The sequence below is a fragment of the Streptomyces sp. NPDC054841 genome (genome assembly GCF_053611045.1).
On the sequence record NZ_JBSGZO010000112.1, the window covers coordinates 1 to 20,705 of the forward strand.

Here is a 20,705-nt window from a genome sequence, read left to right on the forward strand (position 1 = left end):
GTGGCATAGCGGGTGCCGGCCGCGGAGCCGGCCGGAACGGCCTGCTCGATGGCGTCGAGGTCGGACGCGGTGAGCGTCACGGCGCCAGCGCCGAGGGCCTCGGACAGGCGCTCACGGCGGCGGGCGCCGACGAGCGGCACGATGTCCCGACCCTGCGCGGCCACCCAGGCGATGGCGACCTGGGCGACCGTGGCGCCCTTGGTCTCGGCGATCTTCCGCAGCGCCTCGACCAGGCCGAGGTTGCGTTCGAGGTTGTCGCCCTGGAAGCGCGGGCTGACGCCGCGGAAGTCCTGGGCGCCCAGCTCGCGGTCCTTGCTCCAGTGGCCGGAGAGCAGACCGCGGGAGAGCACGCCGTAGGCGGTGATGCCGATGCCCAGCTCGCGGGCGGTGGGCAGGATCGTCTCCTCGATGCCGCGGGACAGCAGCGAGTACTCGATCTGCAGGTCGGCGATGGGGTGCACGGCCTGGGCCCGGCGCAGGGTGTCGGCGCCCACCTCGGACAGGCCGATGTGGCGGACGAGTCCGGCCTGGACCATCTCGGCGATGGCTCCGACGGTCTCCTCGATCGGCACCTTCGGGTCGAGCCGGGCCGGGCGGTAGATGTCGATGTGGTCGGTGCCGAGCCGGCGCAGGGAGTAGGCCAGGAAGTTCTTCACGGCGTCGGGGCGGGAGTCGTAGCCGTTCCAGCCGCCCAGGGCGTCGCGCAGCGCGCCGAACTTGACGCTGATCACGGCATTGTCGCGGTTGCGGCCGCGCAGTGCGTCGCGCAACAGCAGCTCGTTGTGACCCATGCCGTAGAAGTCGCCGGTGTCGAGCAGGGTGATGCCGGCGTCGAGTGCTGCGTGGACGGTGGCGATGGACTCGGCGTCGTCGGCCGGTCCGTACAGGTCCGACATGCCCATCAGGCCCAGTCCGAGGGAGGAGACTGCCGGGCCGCCGGTGCCGAGAGCGCGGGTGTTCACAGGGCGATCCAATCGGGTATTAGCGACGTTAACGTTGAGATGTTAGCGATGATGTCATCGATGCTAACAGGGTTCGGGTAGCGTTGATTCCATGACCGCCGAAAAACCTTCCGGGAGAAGTGCCGACACCCGCGAGCGGATCCTCGTCGCCGCCGCCGATCTGCTGGCGGAGGGCGGCAGCGACGCCGTCTCCACGCGGGCCGTGGTCCAGGCGGCGGGTGTCCAGGCGCCGACGCTCTACCGGCTCTTCGGCGACAAGCAGGGACTGCTGGACGCAGTCACCTCGTACGGGTTCGAGCGCTACCTGGCCGGAAAGCAGACCCTCGCGGCGACCGACGATCCGGTCGAGGACCTCCGGCGCGGCTGGGACCTGCACATCGACTTCGGCCTGACGCAGCCGTCGTTCTACGTCCTGATGTACGGCGCCATACGCCCGGGCGAGCCCCTCGCCGCCGCGGAGGAGGCCCACGCGATCCTGGTCGGCATGCTGGAGCGGGTGGCCCGGGCGGGCCGTCTGCGCCTCCCGGTCGGCGCCGCCGCCGAGATGGTCCAGGCCGCGGGCGTCGGCGTCGCCCTCACCCTGATCGCCACCCCGCCCGCCGCCCGGAGCACAGGACTGTCCGCCCGTACGCGCGACACCGTCATCGCCGCCCTCACCACTGGTCCTCGGCCGGACGACGGCGCGGACACCCCGGCCTCCCGTGCCGTCGCCCTCACCGCCGTCCTGCCGGACCTGTCCGAGACGCTCACGCCCGCCGAGGCCACGCTGCTCCGTGAATGGCTCCAGCGCATCGCGTCCGGGGGCACGGGCGAATGACGGTGCCGCCGGATGTGCGTCGCGCGGACCGGTAACGGGGGACGGCCTCCCGACGTCCGCTACGCAGGCGCTTCGCCGAGGCGCTGCTCGGTCCAGATCGTCTTCCCCTCGCCGCTGAAGCGCGTTCCCCAGCGCTCGGAGAGCTGTGCGACAAGGAGCAGCCCGCGGCCCCCTTCGTCGGTGGTGCGGGCATGCCGCAGGCGGGGTGCCGAGCTGCTGCCGTCGGAGACTTCGCAGGTCAGCGCGCGGTCACGGATCAAACGCAGTCGGATGGGGGCTCTGGCGTACCGGATGGCGTTGGTGACGAGTTCGCTCACGATGAGTTCCGTGGTGAACGCCTCCTCCTCCAGGCTCCAGGAGGTGAGCTGCCGGGCGGCGAGGGAACGGGCCGTGGCGACGACGGCCGGGTCGGCCGGCAGGTCCCACGAGGCGACGTCGTCGTCGCTCAACGCATGGATGCGGGCGACGAGCACGGCCGCGTCGTGGCGGGGTGTCCCGGGCAGCAGCCGTTAGGTGAGCACGCGGCAGATCTCCCGCACGGAGCCGGGCAGCCGGCACACGAGGCTTTCGAGCACGGCCCGTCCCGCGCCGCCTTCGTGGGCCTGGAGGAGCCCGGGGGTGTACAGAGTGACCAGCGCATCCTCGGGCAGGTCCAGCTCGGCCTTCCCGAACTGCTGCCCAGGACGGCCCAGCGGCTCGGAGGCCGGGAGATCGAAGGCCGCCACCGTCCCGTCCGGAGAGCTGACAACCGGGCCGGGATGGCCGGCTCCGGCCATGGTGCAGTGCCGGGAGACGGGATCGTAGATCAGATACAGGCAGGTCGAACCGGTCGCGTCCACCCGATGGGGCCCGCTGTCCACCTCAGGGGATCCGTTGTCCGCCCGCTCGGATCCCTCGGGGGAGTTGGTTCCCGCACGGCTGTCGGCGCCGGCCAGACGGAACACCAGGTCGTCGAGCCGGGCGAGCAGTTCGTCAGGCTCCAGGCCGAGGTCGGAGAGCGTATGTACGGCCGCGTGCAACCGCCCCATCATTGCCGCTGCCCCCATGCCGTGACCCGAGGAACTGCCGGCGACCAGAGCCACCCGGGCGCCGGACAGCGGGATGACGTCGACCCAGTCCCCGCCGGATCCGGCGTGGACGTACTCGTGGGCCACCTCGACGCCCTTGTGCTCGGGGAGTTCGTGCGGGAGCAGACTGCGCCGCAGGGCCAGCAGGGAATTGTGCTCGCGGACGTAGCGGCGGGCGTTGTCCAGGCATACGGCCGCGCGGCGGACGAGCCCCGTGGCCAGGGTCAGATCGTCCTGCTGGAAGGGGTCCCGTGGCCCCCAGCGGTAGAAGGTGACCACCCCCAGGACGAGGTCGTGGACGACCAGCGGCACGAGCATCAGTGAGTGAATCTTCTCCTCGAGAATGCGCCGCCCTCTGACGGGATCACGGAGAACCCAGTCGCTGTCGTCGCGCACCCGGCTGACCAGCCGCGGCCGCAGATCGCTCAGGGCCTCGGAAGACGGTGCCGCGAACGGGAAGGTACCGACCTCACCGACCTCGTAGGCGCCGGGAGGAAGGTCCGTCCCGTGGGACCGTGAAGCGGCCCGGCGCAGCACCGCGCCGGGACCGACCGGGCCGGGCTCGATCTCTCCGCCCAGCAGTACCGGCTCCAGCACTTCGACCGCGACGCCGTCGGTGAGACCCGGCACGACGACATCAGCCAGTTCCTGAGCCGTGCGGACCACGTCGAGGGTGGTTCCGATGCGGGCGCCGCCCTCCGCCAGCAGCGAGAGCCGCTCCTGCGCGCGGTGGCGGTCGGTGACGTCCACGGCCACGTCCGCGACTCCCAGGATCCGGCCGTCGGCGTCCTCGAGGCGGAACGCCGAGGCCGAATAGACATGCTCATGCCCGGGATCGCCCGGCGGGCGGCCGCGCTTCTCGAAGCCGATCACCGGCTCGCCCGACTCCAGCACCTTGCCCATCACCCGTTCCGCCTGCTCTGCCACGAGATCGGGCCACACCTCGGTGGGGCGACGGCCCAACGCCTCCGCGGCCGGCGCGCCCTGCATCCCTTCCGCGGCGGGGTTGAACCGCAGCAGTCGGAGCTCCGGGTCGAGTACGACCAAGCCCACGGGGGACTTGGTGAACAGCACCTCCAGAAGTGCCCGGTCGGCCTCCGGGTCCGTCCGGTCCCTGGGGCCGAGGAGAACGGCCCAGCGCGCCGCGGTGCCGTCGTCCGCCTCGGGGCGGACGGCCAGGAGGCAGCTCACCGGCCGGCCGTCGCGATGCCGCAGCAGGATCCGCCCGCTCGCCGGAACGGTCCCGGGATGCTCCGTGTCTTCCGGTTCCGCGGCGGCCCCCGCGTCCCGGGCCGTGGCCAGCAGAGCGGCCGCGGACGCGCCGACCACCTCGTCCGCCGGATAGCCGAGCAGCCGCTCCGCCGCCGCGCTCCACTCGGTGACCGTGCCTCGCGCGTCGACCACCACACGGGCCCAGTCCCGCGCCGGGAGTTCTTCGCGTTCGCCGCCGCCGTACGCGACGTCGGATGCACCCATGGACACCAGCCTCGCCCTGCGTCGACACCCCCTGTTCCCTCCCAGTCCCAGTGTTACCGCCCTGGGGACTGTCTGCGAGCAGACCGGCCCGCCAGGGCCCGGGCCGACGGCAAGTGCGGTCGATTCAGTCCTCCTCGGCGGCGGATTCCGCCGCGGCGGCAGCCGACTCCGCGGCATCCACCAGTTTGCGCATCTCCGTGACGTCCGACGGACCGGTCGTTGCCGACCCGCCGGCCGCCCCACTGCTCGTCCCGTCGCTGCGCTGCCCGCTGCCGCCCTGCCCACAGCCGGTGATGCCCGTGAGGCCGGTGAGGCATATGACGGCGACCGCGGCCGCGACGGCGGCGCGTCGCGGGGCCATCACTTCTCGGCCCCGTCGTTGTTCGCCTTGCACCAGGACTTCACCGAGGCCAGGTCCTTCTGGCGCTTCTCCAGCGTCGGAACGAGAGAACGGCGGAAGCTCAGCTTGTCGTTGAGATACGTCTCGATCTCGGTGTGACCGGCCTTCCTGGCGTTCTCGACGCGCTTCTCCAGCCGGCTGATCGACCCGCGTTGTGTCGCGTCGCCGTCGAGGCGGTCCAGAGCCCGCTCCAGCCGCTTCTCGATCTTCGGCACCCGCTTGCACAGTGCCTGCGCACCGTCACCGGCCGGCGTGCCTTCCGGCGAAGGTTTCCCGGTGTCGGCCGAGGCTGCGGCTGCCGTGGTGAACAGGGCTGCGACGGCGGTGAGAGCCAGGGCGGCGGTCTTGGCGGTCCTCATGACGGTGTACCTCCTGAAGCCGGGCGAGGCCCATGTGCCTGCCCGGCCAGAAGTTAGGAGCCGACTTTGTGGAAACCTTGTGGGTGCCGGGCCGTTCCGATCAGCCAGTCCCGGTCCGACGGCAACGTCGGCACGGTCTCTCCTCGCACGGGGAGGCGGACCTCGAACCGGGCGCCGTCGCCCGACGGCCGGTCCTGGACCCGGACGCGTCCCCGGTGCAGGGCCGTCTGCTGGGCGACGAGGGTGAGGCCGAGTCCGGAGCCGGGGCTGGCCGGTCCGCGCCGGAAGCGCTGGAACACCTCCTCGCGCTGCGAGGGCGGGATCCCGGGCCCCTGGTCGTCCACCGTCAGCACCGCGACCGGTGCCGAGCGGTGCCCGCCCGCTCGCAGCCCCACCTCGATACGGGCCCGGCCGTCGCCGCTGCGCCCATGGACCAGGGCGTTGGCCAGGAGGTTGTCGACGACTGTACGCAGTCCTGGCTCCCATCCGTACACGATGGGACGCGGCAGCATGCGCACACTGATCTCCGCCGTGGGATGTCTGCGCCGGGCATCGGCGACCGAGGCGTCGATCACCTCCCCGAGGTCCACCGGGCCGAACGCGTCGGCCTCCACCAGGTCGCCCCGGCCCAGTTCCCTCAGCATCACCAGCAGGCCCAGCAGCCGCGTGTGCTCACTGTGCAGATCCTTCAGTACCTCCGTCCGGTCCGCCGGTCCCAGTCCGGGGTGCTCGGTGAGGATGTCCAGATTCGTCTGCATGCTCATCAGCGGCGTACGCAGTTCATGCGCGGCGGCGGCCGCGAAAGACCGTGCGGTGGCCAGGGCGCCGGTGGTTCTGGCGGCCTGTTCGTCATAGCGGGCGAGCACGGTCTGCAAGGTCCGGGCGAGGTCGTCGACCTCGGTGACGCCCGTCGGGACGTGCTCGAGCCGCGCCGCGTCGGCCCTCGGGTCGAGTCCGCTCGTCCGTTGCTGGAGCCGGCGCAGCGGACGGCCGGCCCGGGAGGCGACCGCCAGACCCAGCAGGCCGGCCACCGGAGCGGCCAGCAGGGCCACGGTCACCACGCGCCTGCGGACGAGCGCCAGTTGGTCCCGGCTCGCGGCGTCGGGCGAGAACAGCCACAGCGTGCCGTCGACACCCGGCCGCGATCCTTGTACGCGCACCGACAGGACCCGCCAGCCGTCGTCCCCGTCCTCGACGGTCACCGGCCTGGCCGCGCTGCCCGGAAGGGCTACGGAAGCGCTGGGCTGAGGACCGCCCGAGACGGTTCCGTGGGGCCCGGCGAGCCGGATGCCGACATCCAGGGCCGAGGCGTACAACTGCCGCTCACGCGCCTGCTCGACCGCGGCCGGCCGGTCGGCCGCGGTGACCCGCAGCAGCCGGCGCGCGTCCCCGACGACCTGCGTCGCCCGCTCCCGCAGATGAGCGTCCTGCTCCGCGTGCAGATCGCGCGCGACGAGCTGGAGCAGCAGCCAGCCGGCCGCCAGCACCAGTACCGGCACCGTGATGCCGACGGCGAGCGCGATACGTGTGGACAGCCTCATGCGTCCGCCGCCTTGTCGTCGCAGCGCAGGACGAAGCCGACTCCCCGTACCGTATGGATGAGCCGCGCACGGCCGCCGCTCTCCAGCTTGCGCCGCAGGTAGCTGACGAAGGTGTCGACGGCATCGGTGCGGACGTCGAAGTCGTACCCCCAGACGCGGTCCAGCAGCTGATCCCTGGTCAGTACGATGCCCGCGTTGCGCGCGAGGACCTCCAGCAGCTCGAACTCGCGCCGGGTCAGCGACAGTGGCTCCCCGTCCAGGAGTACCTCGCGGGCCGCCGGATCGAGCACGAGCGGACCGACGCGCACCACGTCCGTGTCCCTGGGCGGCCGCCGGCGCAGCAGCGCCTCCAGCCGCAGCACCAGTTCCTGCAACGCGAACGGCTTGACCAGATAGTCGTCGCCACCTGCCTGCAGTCCCGCGATCCGGTCCGCTGTCTCGTCCAGCGCCGACAGCATCAGGACGGGCACGTCGTTGCCGTCGTCGCGCAGCGTCCGGCACACCTCGATTCCGTCGATGTCCGGCATGGAAATGTCCAGCACGAGGACATCGGCTGCCCGCTGCCGTACGTGCGCCAGAGCGGGCCGTCCTCCCTCGGCCAGGGACACGGCGAAACCGGCCAGCCGCAGTCCTCGCTCCAGCGACCGCCGGATCGCCGGATCGTCGTCCACGACGAGTACGCGTCCCTGACCCGCGCGTCCCCGGCCGATGTCACCGTCCATCCGCTCGCTCCCGTCCTCCCCGCTGCCGCACCGTGCCGTGCAGATGATCGCACCGGGACCGCCGACGGGCTACGGTCAGTCACGGGTGACCGGTCCCCGGTCGCCGTCCGGCGCCGCACGGTCCCGGCGTCCGGACCGGCTGGCCCGACCGGCACCGGACGGGCAAGCTGGGAGCGTCGCAATACATGAGCCCGCAGCCCATGCCATGAGCATGTGGATCACCTCGATCCTCGTACCGGCGGCGGAGAGGCGATTGCGCGATGCACCGATCAGGAGGTCCGAGTCATGAACGAGCAGGACCGCGGGGTGGCGCCTGAGCAGCTGGACGAAGCGCTGCTGCTCAAGGAGCTGGAAGCCGTTCATCGCACACGCCACGAGACCCTGCTGCACGGTTCCGCGGACGCGCTGGCCACCCACACCCAGCGGATGGCCGCGCTGGAGAACGAATACCTGCGACGTCATCCTGAGCGCGCGCCGTTGGCCGGCCGTACACGCGCAGGTGCACGTGCCCGCCAAGCGAGCGGCGGACAGCCGTGAGGTGAGGGCCATCGGCCTTGGGCGAAGGCAGTGCGGACCGGGTTGCACCCCGGTACGACGCCGTCCCGGCCGCAGGACGGGGTCGGGACGGCGGGGCCGTGGCCGTAAGGTCAGGCGGTGGCCAGCGCACACTGCCCGCGGTCGGCCTTCATCGGTCCGGCCGCGCTCGGACGGACCTCGAAGTCGAACATGGCGGTGGGTACGTACAACGAGCAGCAGGCGTTGGGGATGTCGACGATGCCGCTGATACGTCCCTCTATGGGGGAGGAGCCGAGCAGCAGGTAGGCCTGCTCTCCGCTGTAGCCGAACTTCTTGAAGTACTCGACGGCGTTGAGGCAGGCCCGGCGGTAGGCCAGCGTCGCGTCGAGGTAGTAGTTCGTGTCCGTGTCGTGGTCGACGGAGATTCCGATGAAAGTGAGGAACTCCGTGTACCTCGGCTCGACGTTGCCCGGAATGAACACGGGGTTGGTGGAGATGCCGTACGTCTCCATGCCGCCCTTGATCAGGTCGACGTGGAAGTCGATGAATCCGCCCATCTCGATGGCGCCGCAGAAGGTGATCTCTCCGTCGCCCTGGCTGAAGTGCAGGTCGCCTCCGGAGAGCTTGGCGTCCTTGACGTGTACGGGGTAGAAGACCCTCGAACCGCGCGTGAAGTTCTTGATGTCGTGGTTGCCTCCGTTCTCGCGGGCCGGCACCGTGCGTGCGCCCTCCGCGGCGATGCGCTTGGCGACGTCTCCGGTGGCCGTGCCGGCGAGTGCGTTGGTGGCGTCCGGCGGTACGGCGAGCGGGGGGACCCTGTTCGGGTCGGTTTCGATCAGCGCCTTCTCGCGGGCGTTCCAGCGGGCGAGCATCTCGGCGGACGGCGCTGTGCCGAACAGCCCGGGGTGGGTGATTCCGGTGAAGCGGATCCCGGGAAGGTGGCGGGAGACGGCCTGCTGTCCGTGGAAGTCCCATATCGCCTTGTAGGCGTCCGGGAAATAGTCGGTCAGGAAGCCGCCGCCGTTGGCCTTGGCGAAGATGCCGGTGTAGCCCCAGCCCTGGCCCGCCGCGTCGCCGCTCTGCTGCGGCACGGGGCCGAGGTCGAGGATGTCGACGACGAGCAGGTCGCCGGGCTCGGCGCCCTCCACGCCTATCGGGCCGCTGAGCATGTGAGGGATGGTCAGGTCGATGTCGCGTACGTCGTTGGCGGAGTCGTTGTTGCCGACCTGGCAGTCGGTCCAGTCGCGGCACTCCAGGCGGAACTCTGCTCCCGGCTTGACCATGGCGACGGTGGGGACGTCCGGGTGCCACCTGTTGTGTCCGGGCACGTCCTGGTCACGCATCGACTTGCTGTGGTCCACATTGAAGATGATTTCGGGCATAACAACTCCTCATTTGATCCGGTCACGTTGGTGCGCTCGCGCTTCCGGCCGCCGTGGTGGCCGGGGCCGGCTGCCGCGAACTCCGGGTGAACGGCCACAGCGCCCCGAACACCACCACGCCGAACACCGCGAGCGCGATGGCGGTTTCGGTGGGGCTCACCCAGTAACCGGAGAGCAGCAGCGCCGCGGGAATCGCGCCGGTGACCCAGCCCTCGATCGCCGTGACCCAGCCCGTATAGGTTTGGAGGCTGTCCATCTTGAGACCGAGCAGCAGGAAGAACAGGAACCACAGGAATGCCCAGTAGAGCCAGATGACCCCGAACGGGTAGTCCCTGAAGATCCGGAAATTGACGAACGAGTACCCCAGGGCCGCAACCGCCACGAACAGCGAGTAGTAGCCGACGCCGGTACTGTCGAGACCGGCGAGGAGGCCCACACCCACATACAGGTAGGTGAAGCCGAACAGATAGATGCCGGATGCCGCCAGAATCCCTCTGGGGTCGCCGACGGCGACGAAGATGAGATAAGTCGGCGTCAGCACCTGCAGTGCACCCACGAACAGGTTGAACACCGCTGCCGACTTGGCGTCGACCTTCCCGAGCAACAGCATTCCGTTGAGGAAGAGCACCGCACCGACAAAGAGCAGTCCCACGTTTCCCACGGGGGCACACCTCCTAAGTCCGCGTGGACGCCCTCAAGGACGCGGCAACCGCGAGAGCGCGGGGTGCGGGTGCCGTGGCACCCTTGTGCGTGGCGGCACTTCGGAGACTACTGCCGGGGCCTCACGGGCCTGCTCCTCCTGGTTATGAAGGGCGGCGACCGCGTGCGAGGTCAGCGTGAGGCCGGGCGAGGAGTACACACGTCTCGCAGCGCCTGCGCAAACAGGGCAGCCGTAATTCTTGGGCGCCGTTCCGATCGCCAACTTCACGTCGAAAGGCCCACATCGGCTGCATAGATATTCATAGGTTGCCATCAGCAGCCTCCGGATGCCGGTGCACGCTGGCCAACCCGAGTGCGTGCGGTGCGCCCTGATCAGCGCACCGCCACAGCGCATTTCCTACCTTCAAGGAGACGTCTCGCAAATCTACGTGTCAAGTACCGGACGGCCAGGCCTGGACCTTCTCAGAACGACCCGACGGTCAGCGCCGCCGCTGCTGCCGCAAGACCCACCGCGAGACTCGAAGCGGCGTACAGCAGGGATTTGCCGACCTGCCCTTTCTCGCACAGGTGGACCAACTCGTAACTGAATGTGGAGAACGTCGTATAGGCGCCGCAGAAACCGATGCCGGCAATGGTCACGACCTGCTCCGGCAGTGCGTGCCGTGCGCCGAGGCCCACCAGAAGCCCCAGCACGAACGAGCCGGTCACGTTGATCAGCCAGGTGCCGCGTGGGAACGCGCCCGGGCTCCGGTACTGCACGTACTGGTCGAGTACGTAACGCGCAACTGCCCCGACTGCGGCCGCCGCACCGACGGCGAGCAGGGTGATCACCGTACCCACCAGCCGTGTCGGCGGGCGCGCCCGCGCCGCGCGTCGAGCTGTATACGCCAGGCCAGCGTCAGCCTGCCGATGGCCAGGCCCAGAACGGTGGCGGCCAGGCCGGCGAAGAGGCTCCCGAAGATGTTCAACGCCGCGGCTGCGTAGTGGCCGTGGCCCAGCAGGCGATCGGTGTCGACCATCCAGGTCGAGAAGGTGGTGAAGGCGCCGAGGAAGCCGACGGCGGCGAACGGCCGCACGTACCGGGTAGGCGGCCAGATCTCGAGCACATACACGAGCAGTAGTGCCAGCATGAACGATCCGGACACGTTGACGGCGAACGTCGTCCACGGGAACGTCGCCCCGGGCGTGGGGAAGGCCAGCCCCAGTGCGTAACGGGCCGTCCCGCCCAGCAGGCCGCCGAGCGCGACCGCCGCCAGGACGCCCGCGCGCAGACGCGCGCGGAACGGCTCCCGAACTCCCGCCACAGGCCTCATCGAAATAGCAGCATCCCTATCCATCGGAACACCTCCCCATTATCCCTGGGGATTGCAGCGGCGACGCACACTCGACTAAAATTCAAGATCATCGGTGTTCGACCGGTTTACCGGTGCCCTACCCGTTCACCGGAGCAGTGGCCGCACCGATGGAGGACGGCCATGGCAAAAATCCTTGCGGTGCTCTATCCGGACCCCGTGGGCGGTTATCCTCCCGACTACGCCCGCGACGAGATTCCCACCATCACCGGCTATCCGGGCGGTCAGACCGCGCCGACCCCGCAAGCCATCGATTTCACCCCGGGGCACCTCCTCGGCTGCGTCTCCGGAGAACTGGGACTGCGCCGGTTCCTGGAGGACCGGGGTCACACCTTCGTCGTCACGAGCGACAAGGAAGGGGCGGACTCCACCCTGGACCGCGAGCTCCCCGACACCGACGTGGTCATCTCGCAGCCGTTCTGGCCCGCCTATCTGACCCCCGAGCGGATCGCCGCGGCTCCCCAACTCAGACTCGCGATCACCGCGGGGATCGGGTCGGACCACGTCGATCTGCCGAGCGCCATCTCCCATGGCATGACCGTGGCCGAGGTGACTTTCAGCAACAGCATCAGTGTGTCCGAGCACGCCGTGATGCAGATCCTCACCCTGGTGCACAACTACATGCCGGCTCATGAGTGGGTGACCACCAAGAAGGGCTGGAACATCGCCGACAGTGTGTCGCGCGCCTACGACCTGGAAGGCATGCACGTCGGCGTGCTCGGATCGGGCCGTATCGGCCAGGCGGTACTGCGCCGCCTCGTGCCGTTCGACGTCACCCTGCACTACTGCGACGTGCACCGGCTGCCTCGGGAGGTCGAGGAGGAGCTTGCGCTGAACTGGCATCCCGACGTCCGTTCCCTGGCCCCTGCGATCGATGTGCTGTCGATCCACACGCCCCTGCATCCGCAGACGCAGAACCTCTTCGACGAGGACCTGATCGGGGCCATGAAGCGCGGTTCGTACATCGTCAACACCGCACGCGCCCTCATCGTCAACCGGGACGCCGTGGTGCGTGCCCTGAAGAGCGGCCAGCTGGCCGGCTACGCCGGTGACGTCTGGTATCCGCAGCCGCCGCCGCCCGACCATCCCTGGCGCACCATGCCGCACGAGGCGATGACGCCGCATGTGTCCGGGTCGACCCTCTCGGCGCAGGCGCGGTACGCGGCGGGCGCCCGGGAGATTCTGGAGTGCTGGCTCGACGGACGCCCCATTCGCCCGGAGTACCTGATCGTCGACGGTGGCGGACTGGCCGGGGCGGGGGCGCGCTCCTACACCGTCGCCGGATAGCAAGGAATCAGATCGGATCAGATCGGACCGGCTCAGCTCAGGTCGGCCCAGCTCGCCGGAAAATGAGTGGAAGATCAACCACGCGGATGGCCGCGTGGGCGGGCAATGTCACCTTTCGGGGCCCCTTGACTGCTGTGAGCCGGTTCACTGCATTTTTACTGGACGGGGGCGGCGAAGAGCTTTAGCGTCGTTAATTACATTTTTCTTTCGAATGCAGTGGCATCGGCGCCGCGCATATCCGAGGAGATTAGCGCTTCGCAGGAATACCAGGGTGAGGCCGGAGAGGTGGATCAGTGAGCATGGACGCCGTGTGGGTCCGGGGCGTGAACGGCATTCAGATGCATCACGTGACCGATCTTCAGGATGCCGGCAGGTTCCTGGGCAACGCAGCAATGGCCCTGCGGGCCGCGCACGTACGGACCGGCGCCGACCGGTACTCGAACATCGCCACCGAGCTCAAGGCCCTGGTGGCGCGGGTACGGGAGCTGGAGGACGAGGCGCGGTCGAACATGCACGACCTGCATGCCACCGACCCCGAGCGGTTCATCCGCTGCCGGGACGGCCACGAGGCGTGGCCCGGTGAGATCCAGGCCGGCTTCATCCCGCGCCACACCTGCAAGGACGAATGCCTCTACCACGATCGCGACGTCCTCGAAGCCATCATGCAGTGCACCTGCGGCCGGCCGCCGTGCCAGGCCTGCGAGATCGGCGGAAAGCTCTGACGAGCCGGCTGTGACGACGGATCCCTCGCCATTGGCGAGGGATCCGTCATTACTGCTCAGTCACTGCTCAGTCACTGGTCGGCGGTGGCGAGGAACTGGGTGGCGGCGAGCTCGGCATAGAGCGGGTCGGCGGCGACCAGTTCGCGGTGAGTGCCCACGGCGCGTACCCGGCCCGCGTCCATGACGACGATGCGGTCGGCCATGGTGACGGTGGACAGCCGGTGGGCCACCACCATCACGGTGGTGGTACGTGCGACATCGGCGACGGTGTCACGCAGCGCGGCTTCGTTGACGGCATCGAGCTGGCTGGTGGCCTCGTCGAGCAGGAGCAGCCGGGGGCGGCGCAGCAGCGCCCGGGCGATCGCGACGCGCTGGCGCTCGCCACCGGACAGCTTGGTGCCGCGATGGCCGACGAGGGTGTCCAGACCCTTCGGGAGACGATCGACGAGACCGTCGAGCCGGGTGGTCCTCAGCACGCGGAGCAGGTCGCCGTCGTCGGCGTCGGGATTGCCGAGCAGCACGTTGTCCCGCAGCGTGCCGGAGAGCACCGGGGCGTCCTGCTCGACGTAGCCGATCGCGGAACGCAGCTCGGGTATGTCCCACTGGGCCAGGTCGCGGCCGTCGAGCGTGATCCGCCCCGCACCGGGGTCGTAGAACCGCTCGATGAGTGAGAAGACCGTGGTCTTTCCCGCACCCGAAGGGCCGACGAAGGCCGTCATGCCGCGCGGCGGTACGGCAAAGCTCACGCCGTGGTGGACGTACGGCAGATCGTCCGCGTAACGGAACAGAACGTCCTCGAAGGCCAGCGCGGCGGGCTCGGAGCCGGCCGCGGGCAGGGGTGCGGGCCGGGCCGGCGGCTCGGCCGGCAGCCGCAGTGCCTCCTGGATACGGGCGAGGGCGGCAGCTCCGGCCTGGTACTGGGTGACGGCGCCGACGACCGACTGGATCGGCGACATGAGGTAGAAGACGTACAGCAGGAAGGCGACCAGAGTGCCGACGTCGATCGCGTCGGTCGCGACCCGGGCGCCGCCGACCGCGAGCACGGTGATGAATGCGATCTGCATCGACAGACCGGCCGTGTTCCCGGCCAGTGCCGACCACTTGGCCGCCCGCACGCTCTGCCGCCAGGACTCCTCGGCGGCCGCGTGCACGGTCCGCTCCTCGCGGTGTTCGGCGCCCGACGCCTTGACGGTGCGCAGCGCGCCGAGGATGCGCTCCAGGGACGCGCCCATCGCCCCGACCGCGTCCTGTGCCTGCCTGCTGGCCTTGTTGATCCGGGGCACGATCACGCCGATCACCGTGCCCGCGCCCAGCACCACGCCGAGAGTGACGGCCAGCAGGACCGGGTCGACCAGGCCCATCATCACCAGCGTGGCGACGAGCGTGAGCCCGCCGGTGCCGATGCCCACCAGGGAGTCGGTGGTGACCTCACGCAGCAGCGTGGTGTCGGAGGTGACGCGGGCCATCAGGTCGCCGGGTTCGCTGCGGTCCACGGCGGCTATGCGCAGTCGCAGCAGGTACGACGACAGGGTGCGCCGCGCGCCGAGTACGACCGACTCCGCGGTGCGCCTGAGGACGTAGGCACCGAGCGCGCCGATCCCCGCGTTGGCGATGACCAGAGCCGACATCAAAAGCAGAGCGCCGGTGATCGAGCGCCCGTGGGAGAGAGCGTCGATCAGGGACTTGGCCACCAGCGGCAGCGCCAGCCCGGTGGCCCCGGTGACCAGCGCCAGCACGGCTCCGGCGAGCAGCGTCCAGCGGTGCGGCCGTACGTATTCGAGGAGCATGCGCCAGGCGGGCGTGGCGGGCGTGGCGGGCGTGGCGGGCGCGGGGGACGCGGCGGCCTGGGTGGCCTCCGCGCGCGGGGCCGGTGGGGCGGATTCTGCCGTGGTGGCCACGGGCGCTCCTCGTCATGGTGGTGTCGGTGGGCCGGGGACCGCCTGGGCGGGGAGGCATCAGGCTACGTCCACGCCGGGGCGGGGCATGGACGGAGGGTGCTGCCCACGCGAATCCAGACGCGTCGCCGGGTGCGGGGGTTGAGGGACGGGAGCCGATCGGTGCCACAGCGGCGCACTCGTCGCACGTGGCGGGCACGACGACCGGGCGACCGGATGCGGCGGACATGACAAGGCGTCGGCTCCTGCCGTGTCGGCCCCGGCGGGGGCAGGGGGAGCCACCGGCCCGCCTCGCATCCCCGCCTCGGTTAGTGTGATTTCGTATGAATTGCGCCGAAGTGCTGCACTCGCCGTGTGCCCGCAGCGCTCGGCCGGAAGAGCGCCACGAGTGCCCGGCAGGCGGAGCGCCCCACGCTCCCCGGGGTTAGGTCGATGCGTTGGACACACACGAGCCGGCGAGCGATGTGCCGGACCAGCCCCTGACGGCGGTCGGGTACGCGGGAGCGCTCCGCGACCTGCTTCCGATCGCGCTGTGGAGGACCGATGCGCAGGGGCTCCTCGTGGAGTGGTCGCTCGCCGCCCAGGACCTGCTGGGCCGCCTGCCGGAAGAGGTGCTCGGCCGCCACGTCATCCCGGCTCTGGTGCCCGAGGCCAACTGGAAGCTGGCCGAGGAGCTCGCGGAGCGGGTCCTGGCGGGTGAGGCGGTGATCGGGACGCTCCCGGTCCGCCACCGCGACGGACACTTCGTGCAGATGGAGATGTGGATCTGCCCCTCCGGGGATCCGCAGGGGGAGACGGGCGTCATGGTCATCGCCGTGGAGACGTCCGCGGTACTGCGCATGCGGGATTCGCTGGCGGCCCTGGAAGGCCTCTTCGCCCAGTCACCCATCGGGCTGGCCATGCTCGGGCCCGATCTGCGCTATCTGAGGGTCAACGACGCGCTGGCGCGTATGAACGGCGTCCCCGCGGCCCGGCACCTCGGCAAGCGGCCCACCGAGGTCGTGCCGGGGGTCAACGTCGAGGCCCTCGAGACACTGATGCGAGAGGTCCTGAAGCGCGGTGAGGCGGTGGTCGACGAGCGGGGGACCGGTCGTACCCCGGCCGATCCCGATCACGACCGGATGTGGTCCTGCTCCTTCGCCCCGCTGCTCGACGGCGGCGGGCGGAGCCTGGGACTGATCGCCTCCCTGATCGACATCACCGATCAGCAGGAGGCGCAGGTCCAGGCCGAGCGGGCCCGGCGGCGCTTCGCGCTGCTGGCCGAGGCCGGCGCGCGCATCGGGACGACCCTGGATCTGCGGCAGACCGCCGAAGAAGTCGTGCAGATGCTGGTGCCCCGGGTGGCCGACTCGGCCGACGTACAGCTCCTGGAGGAAGTGCTCGGCCCGGATGAGCCCGCCGCGTCCTGCCAGGGGGTCCTGCGCCGGATGGCCGCCGTGTTCCCCGATCCGGACGCCCCCACCGTGAAGCTGAGTGTGGGCGCGACCTTCCAGGTCCCGCTCGGCTCGGTGTACGAACGGGTCATCGCCGGGGGGCGTCCCATGAACCTCTACCGGAGCGATCTCCCGACGCTGTTCCCCGGCCCGCAGGGCGAGCGGCTGCGTACGTACTTCGGTACCCGCATCGGCTGCGCGCGACTGGTCCCGCTGGTCGCCCGCGGCACGGTCCTCGGCACAGTGGTACTGACACGCACGCGCGACCGGGAACGGTTCGACGAACAGGACCGGGTGCTCATCGACGACCTGGTCGCCCGTGCGGCACTGCACATCGACAACGCGCGCATGTACACCAGCCGGCGTGAGGCGGCCCTCACCCTGCAGCGCAGCCTCACGAACAACGCGCTGCCCGAAGTGACCGGCCTGGAACTCACCGGGCGCTACCTCCCTGCCAGCGACCACGATGTCGGCGGCGACTGGTTCGACGTCATCACCCTCCCCGGAGGCAGAACCGGGCTGGCCATCGGGGACGTCATGGGGCACGGAATCCATGCGGCGGCCGTCATGGGCCAGCTGCGCACCGCGGTGCGCACGCTGGCCCGGCACGACATCCCCCCGGCCCAGATGCTCCGCTCCCTGGACGTGGCAGTGGCCGACCTGGGGGAGAACGAAATGGCGACGTGCGTGTACGCGGTCCACGACCCGGCCGCCGGCGGCTGCGTGATCGCCAGGGCCGGCCATCCACCACCGGCCATGGTCGATGCCCGGGGGACGGTCACATTCCTCGACGGCTCCTCGGGCACGCCCCTGGGAGCGGGCGGACAGGACTTCCGGACCGAACAGGTGCCGCTGCCTCCGGGCAGCCTGCTGGTGCTCTACACCGACGGCCTCATCGAGGCCCGCGACAGAGACCTCGACCAGGGCATGGCTCAGCTCGCCGGGGCGCTGACGCACCTCGGCCACCCGCTGGAGGAGATCTGCGACGAAGTCCTCGGCCGACTGCTGCCCACGGCGGCCGAGGACGATGTGGCGATGCTCCTCGCAAGGACTCTGCGACCTCGGGCCGGCTAAGGGCTGTCCCGTAATCCCCGGTGGATCAGCGCGCGGCGTCAGATGCGGTGCATCGCAAGGCGGAGGGTCGTCCTCATACTGGGCGTATTCGGGCGATCCGACAACGCAGCGAGGTGCCGTAGCTGTCGTCGTGGGGATTACGGGACAGCCCTTAGGGCCTGTCGTTCGGATCTTGATCCACGCCGGGGACGCCTACGGGACGCGTACGGCGTAGCGCGCCTGGCCTCCGTTCCGGGCATGGAGGATCATGAGAACGGCCGGAACAGCGGACGGGACGAACCCGCATGGGCGCCATCGACGACAGCCAGGACTACCCCTTCGCCATCACCAACACGGCCGCGGCCCTGCTGGACGATGCCGGGACAGTCGTGGCCTGGACGGCGGCAGCCGAAGCTCTCCTGCAGCGGCCGTCCAGCGATGTGTGCGGCCGGCCGGTGCGCGATCTCCTGGCGGACGTGAACAGCTGGGACGCGGTCCTGGCGCAGAGGGATCCGTCGGCGCGGGACGGGTGGGACGGCCGGGCCACCCTGCGGCACGGGTCCGGAGGCGACCTGAAGGTCGGTTTCCGTGTCCTCCTGCTGAACGACGGCGGACACGAGGGCGCGGCGCGCTGTCTCGTACTCGGCGCTCCCACCGAGCTGGTCGCGCAGTGGCGCCAGGACCGTGCCTTCACACAGGAGCTGTTCCTGCAAGGACGGGTGGGGCTGGCCGTGTTCGACGCGAGCCTGCGTCTGCTGCGTACGAACACCCACCTGCTGCCGTACACCGGGGTGCCCACCGCATTGAGCGGGCATCGCCTGGGGGACTTCCTGTACGCCGAGGACGCGCGCGCCATCGAGGACCCGCTACGAGAAGTGCTGCGCACCGGGAACCCGCTGACCGGCTTCAACGCCGTCGCGCGCACCCTGGAGGACCCCAGAGGCGGCCGGATCCTGGCCATCCAGGCGTTCCGCCTCCAGGAGTCCGAGGGACATCCGATGGGTGTGGCGGCGGTGTTCACCGACGTCACCGACCACGAACGGGCCCGTGGCCGGCTGGACCTGCTGTACCGCGCCACCACGGCACTGAGCGGTTCCCTGTCCGTCCTGCGCACCATCGAGGACATGGCGGGAGTCCTGGCGCCCGCGCTCGGTGACTCCGCCGCGGTGGATCTTGCGGAGACCGTGCTGACCGGCGGCGAGCCGGCCGCCGACGGGCGTCATCCGCTCGTTCTGCTCCGGACGGCCGTGGCCGGAGCGGAGGCCGGTGTGCTGCGGACGGGCACGGCCCAGGTCCTGGTCCCGGCCCCGGTCGAGGCCACGTCCGCGGCCACGTCCGCGGCCCCGGCAGAGCCCGCCCCGGCCGCCGCCGCGGAAGAGCCGCCCGGTCCGGCGCGGCATTGCCAGGGCGTACTGATCACAGGGCTCGACGGACAGGCGGCCGCGACGGAGGACGGCGCACCTCCGGAGTGGGCCACCGCGCTCCCCGGGGCCCATTCCGCGATGAGCGCGCCGCTCCGGGCACGGGGAGTCATGCTCGGCCGGCTCACGCTGTGGCGCACGGGGAACAGCCCTCCGCTGGACGAGGACGATCTGGCACTCCTGGAGGAGATCGCCGCCCGTGCCGCGCTGGCCGTGGACAACGCCCGCCGGTACACCAAGGAGCGCCGGATGGCCGTGGGCCTGCAGCGCAGCCTCCTCCCTCCGGCGACGTCCGAGACGCCCGCGCTGGAGGCCGCCAGCGTCTATCTGCCCGCCGACGCCGACAGCGGCGTGGGCGGCGACTGGTTCGACGTCGTCCCGCTGTCCTCGGCCCGCGTGGCTCTGGTGGTCGGCGACGTCGCCGGTCACGGCCTGCACGCCACGGCCATGATGGGGCGTCTGCGCAGCGCCGTGCGCGCACTGGCCGATCTCGAACTGGAACCCGACGAGCTGCTGGTGCACGTGGACGACCTGGTCCTGCAGGTCGCCGCGGAGGCCGAGAGCGGCGAGGCGGGCGACGGCGGAGAGACCCTCGCGCAGCCCCCCGGACCCGCCGGCGCCACCTGCCTGTATGCCGTCTACGACCCCTTGACGCGGCAGTTCGTCATGGCGAGCGCAGGACACCCGCCGCCGGCCGTCGTCGCTCCGGACGGCACGGTGCAGTACGTCGAGCTCAGCCCCGGCCCTCCCCTGGGCGTGGGCGGCTGGCCCTTCGAACCGGCGGAGGCCCAGCTGCCACCGGGCAGTGTCCTGGCCATGTACACCGACGGCTTGATCGAGCGCGGAGAGGGCGACATCGACGAGGGCATGCGGGACCTGGCGGACCGCCTCGTGCGCGCGGACGTGATCGGCCGGCCCCTGCGCGACGCCCGGCACGACATCGTCGCCGGTCTGCCGCCGGGGCGGCTGAAGGACGACGTCACGCTGCTGCTCGCCCGCGCGCGGGCGGTACCGGACGACTCCAGCGCCACGTGGCAGCTCGTCGCCGACCCCTCGGTCGTCGGTGACGCGCGCCATCTCGTCGTGGACCAGCTGAGCCGGTGGGACCTCGACGAACTGGCGTTCACCACGGAACTCATCGCCAGCGAGCTGGTCACCAACGCCATCCGGTACGCCGGCGGCCCCGTCCGGCTCCGGCTCATCCGCGCGGGCGCCCTCACCTGCGAAGTGTCCGACCCCAGCAACACACAGCCGAGGATGCGCCGCGCCAGGACCTCCGAGGAGGGCGGCCGCGGCCTGTACCTCGTCGCCCAGCTCTCGCACCGCTGGGGAAGCCGCTACACGCGTGAGGGCAAGACGGTCTGGTCCGAACAGGCCTTGCCTCCGCCGTGACCGAGTGGGCGCCACGGTGGATCGACGGGGACAGCCTGCTGCGGCGACGCGCGGCAGCCCGGGGCGCCGGTGACGGACGGGGACCGGTGAGCATGCCGTGAACCGGCCGGGCGGCCCTGGACGAGTAAGTCCTATCTCCCGCCTGCTTCGCGCCGCCCGGCACGCACTCCCCCGTAGCCCTTCGGGCACGGGAGGTGCCCCCACGCCGCGTTGTCGGGATCGTCCAAGTACGCCCAGTACGAGGACGA

19 protein-coding genes are annotated in these 20,705 nt (G+C 70.6%); 6 read left to right on the forward strand and 13 right to left on the reverse strand.

Features of this window, described 5'->3' with window-relative positions:
* Positions 1-962: aldo/keto reductase (locus ACWGI8_RS17305; RefSeq protein WP_453661764.1), on the reverse strand; the 962-nt coding region annotated here is incomplete at its 3' end.
* 91 nt (positions 963-1,053) lie between these two features.
* On the opposite strand from ACWGI8_RS17305, the gene ACWGI8_RS17310 reads away from it, so the two are divergent.
* Positions 1,054-1,779 (forward strand): TetR/AcrR family transcriptional regulator, encoded by a 726-nt coding sequence (locus ACWGI8_RS17310; protein WP_453661765.1) that lies wholly within the window; start codon positions 1,054-1,056, stop codon positions 1,777-1,779.
* A 59-nt stretch (positions 1,780-1,838) separates the two neighbouring features.
* On the opposite strand, the gene ACWGI8_RS17315 is transcribed toward ACWGI8_RS17310, so the two are convergent.
* From ACWGI8_RS17315 to ACWGI8_RS17340, 6 genes are all read right to left on the reverse strand, one after another.
* A complete protein-coding gene (locus tag ACWGI8_RS17315; protein ID WP_453661767.1) occupies positions 1,839-2,252 on the reverse strand; it encodes an ATP-binding protein in 414 nt (137 codons plus the stop codon).
* A 36-nt stretch (positions 2,253-2,288) separates the two neighbouring features.
* Complete coding sequence (locus ACWGI8_RS17320) at positions 2,289-4,322, reverse strand: SpoIIE family protein phosphatase (protein WP_453661769.1); 2,034 nt, start codon at positions 4,320-4,322, stop codon at positions 2,289-2,291.
* A gap of 124 nt (positions 4,323-4,446) precedes the next feature.
* Positions 4,447-4,683, reverse strand: coding sequence for a hypothetical protein (locus ACWGI8_RS17325; protein ID WP_453661771.1), 237 nt, complete (start codon positions 4,681-4,683; stop codon positions 4,447-4,449).
* The gene (locus ACWGI8_RS17330) at positions 4,683-5,081 is read right to left on the reverse strand and encodes a hypothetical protein (RefSeq protein WP_453661773.1); all 399 of its coding nucleotides are present in this window, start codon (positions 5,079-5,081) and stop codon (positions 4,683-4,685) included. The genes ACWGI8_RS17325 and ACWGI8_RS17330 overlap by 1 nt, the downstream gene beginning before the upstream one ends.
* A 53-nt stretch (positions 5,082-5,134) precedes the next feature.
* Positions 5,135-6,622, reverse strand: coding sequence for a sensor histidine kinase (locus ACWGI8_RS17335; RefSeq protein WP_453661775.1), 1,488 nt, complete (start codon positions 6,620-6,622; stop codon positions 5,135-5,137).
* Complete coding sequence (locus ACWGI8_RS17340) at positions 6,619-7,344, reverse strand: response regulator transcription factor (protein WP_453661776.1); 726 nt, start codon at positions 7,342-7,344, stop codon at positions 6,619-6,621. Before ACWGI8_RS17340 ends, ACWGI8_RS17335 begins: the two co-directional genes overlap by 4 nt.
* 285 nt (positions 7,345-7,629) lie before the next feature.
* On the opposite strand from ACWGI8_RS17340, the gene ACWGI8_RS17345 reads away from it, so the two are divergent.
* Positions 7,630-7,881 carry a DUF6158 family protein gene (locus ACWGI8_RS17345; RefSeq protein ID WP_453661778.1) on the forward strand — a complete coding sequence of 84 codons (252 nt, stop codon included), beginning with the start codon at positions 7,630-7,632 and terminating at the stop codon, positions 7,879-7,881.
* A 110-nt stretch (positions 7,882-7,991) separates the two neighbouring features.
* On the opposite strand, the gene fmdA is transcribed toward ACWGI8_RS17345, so the two are convergent.
* From fmdA to ACWGI8_RS17370, 5 genes are all read right to left on the reverse strand, one after another.
* The gene (gene fmdA / locus ACWGI8_RS17350; protein ID WP_453661780.1) at positions 7,992-9,242 is read right to left on the reverse strand and encodes a formamidase; all 1,251 of its coding nucleotides are present in this window, start codon (positions 9,240-9,242) and stop codon (positions 7,992-7,994) included.
* A 22-nt stretch (positions 9,243-9,264) separates the two neighbouring features.
* A complete protein-coding gene (locus ACWGI8_RS17355) occupies positions 9,265-9,903 on the reverse strand; it encodes an AmiS/UreI family transporter (RefSeq protein WP_453661782.1) in 639 nt (212 codons plus the stop codon).
* Between the two features lie 33 nt (positions 9,904-9,936).
* Positions 9,937-10,296, reverse strand: coding sequence for an FmdB family zinc ribbon protein (locus ACWGI8_RS17360; RefSeq protein ID WP_453661784.1), 360 nt, complete (start codon positions 10,294-10,296; stop codon positions 9,937-9,939).
* A 68-nt stretch (positions 10,297-10,364) separates the two neighbouring features.
* Positions 10,365-10,733: a fluoride efflux transporter CrcB gene (crcB, locus tag ACWGI8_RS17365; protein ID WP_453661786.1), complete on the reverse strand. Its 369-nt coding sequence runs from the start codon at positions 10,731-10,733 to the stop codon at positions 10,365-10,367.
* Positions 10,730-11,206 (reverse strand): fluoride efflux transporter FluC, encoded by a 477-nt coding sequence (locus ACWGI8_RS17370; RefSeq protein ID WP_453661788.1) that lies wholly within the window; start codon positions 11,204-11,206, stop codon positions 10,730-10,732. Before ACWGI8_RS17370 ends, crcB begins: the two co-directional genes overlap by 4 nt.
* A gap of 171 nt (positions 11,207-11,377) precedes the next feature.
* Here ACWGI8_RS17370 and ACWGI8_RS17375 point away from each other — a divergent pair, with 171 nt between their 5' ends.
* Together ACWGI8_RS17375 and ACWGI8_RS17380 are read left to right on the forward strand one after the other, a co-directional pair.
* Positions 11,378-12,541, forward strand: a complete 1,164-nt coding sequence (locus ACWGI8_RS17375; RefSeq protein WP_453661789.1) for an NAD-dependent formate dehydrogenase — start codon at positions 11,378-11,380, stop codon at positions 12,539-12,541.
* Between the two features lie 299 nt (positions 12,542-12,840).
* Entirely contained in the window at positions 12,841-13,263 is a 423-nt protein-coding gene (locus ACWGI8_RS17380) for a hypothetical protein (protein ID WP_453661795.1), read from the forward strand.
* 71 nt (positions 13,264-13,334) lie between these two features.
* On the opposite strand, the gene ACWGI8_RS17385 is transcribed toward ACWGI8_RS17380, so the two are convergent.
* On the reverse strand, positions 13,335-15,050 hold the full coding sequence (locus tag ACWGI8_RS17385) for an ABC transporter ATP-binding protein (RefSeq protein WP_453661797.1): 1,716 nt from the start codon (positions 15,048-15,050) through the stop codon (positions 13,335-13,337).
* Between the two features lie 545 nt (positions 15,051-15,595).
* Between ACWGI8_RS17385 and ACWGI8_RS17390 the strand changes: the two genes are divergently transcribed.
* On the forward strand, positions 15,596-17,665 hold the full coding sequence (locus ACWGI8_RS17390) for a SpoIIE family protein phosphatase (RefSeq protein ID WP_453661791.1): 2,070 nt from the start codon (positions 15,596-15,598) through the stop codon (positions 17,663-17,665).
* A gap of 284 nt (positions 17,666-17,949) precedes the next feature.
* Positions 17,950-20,457, forward strand: a complete 2,508-nt coding sequence (locus ACWGI8_RS17395) for a SpoIIE family protein phosphatase (RefSeq protein ID WP_453661793.1) — start codon at positions 17,950-17,952, stop codon at positions 20,455-20,457.
* Positions 20,458-20,705: the final 248 nt, after the last annotated feature.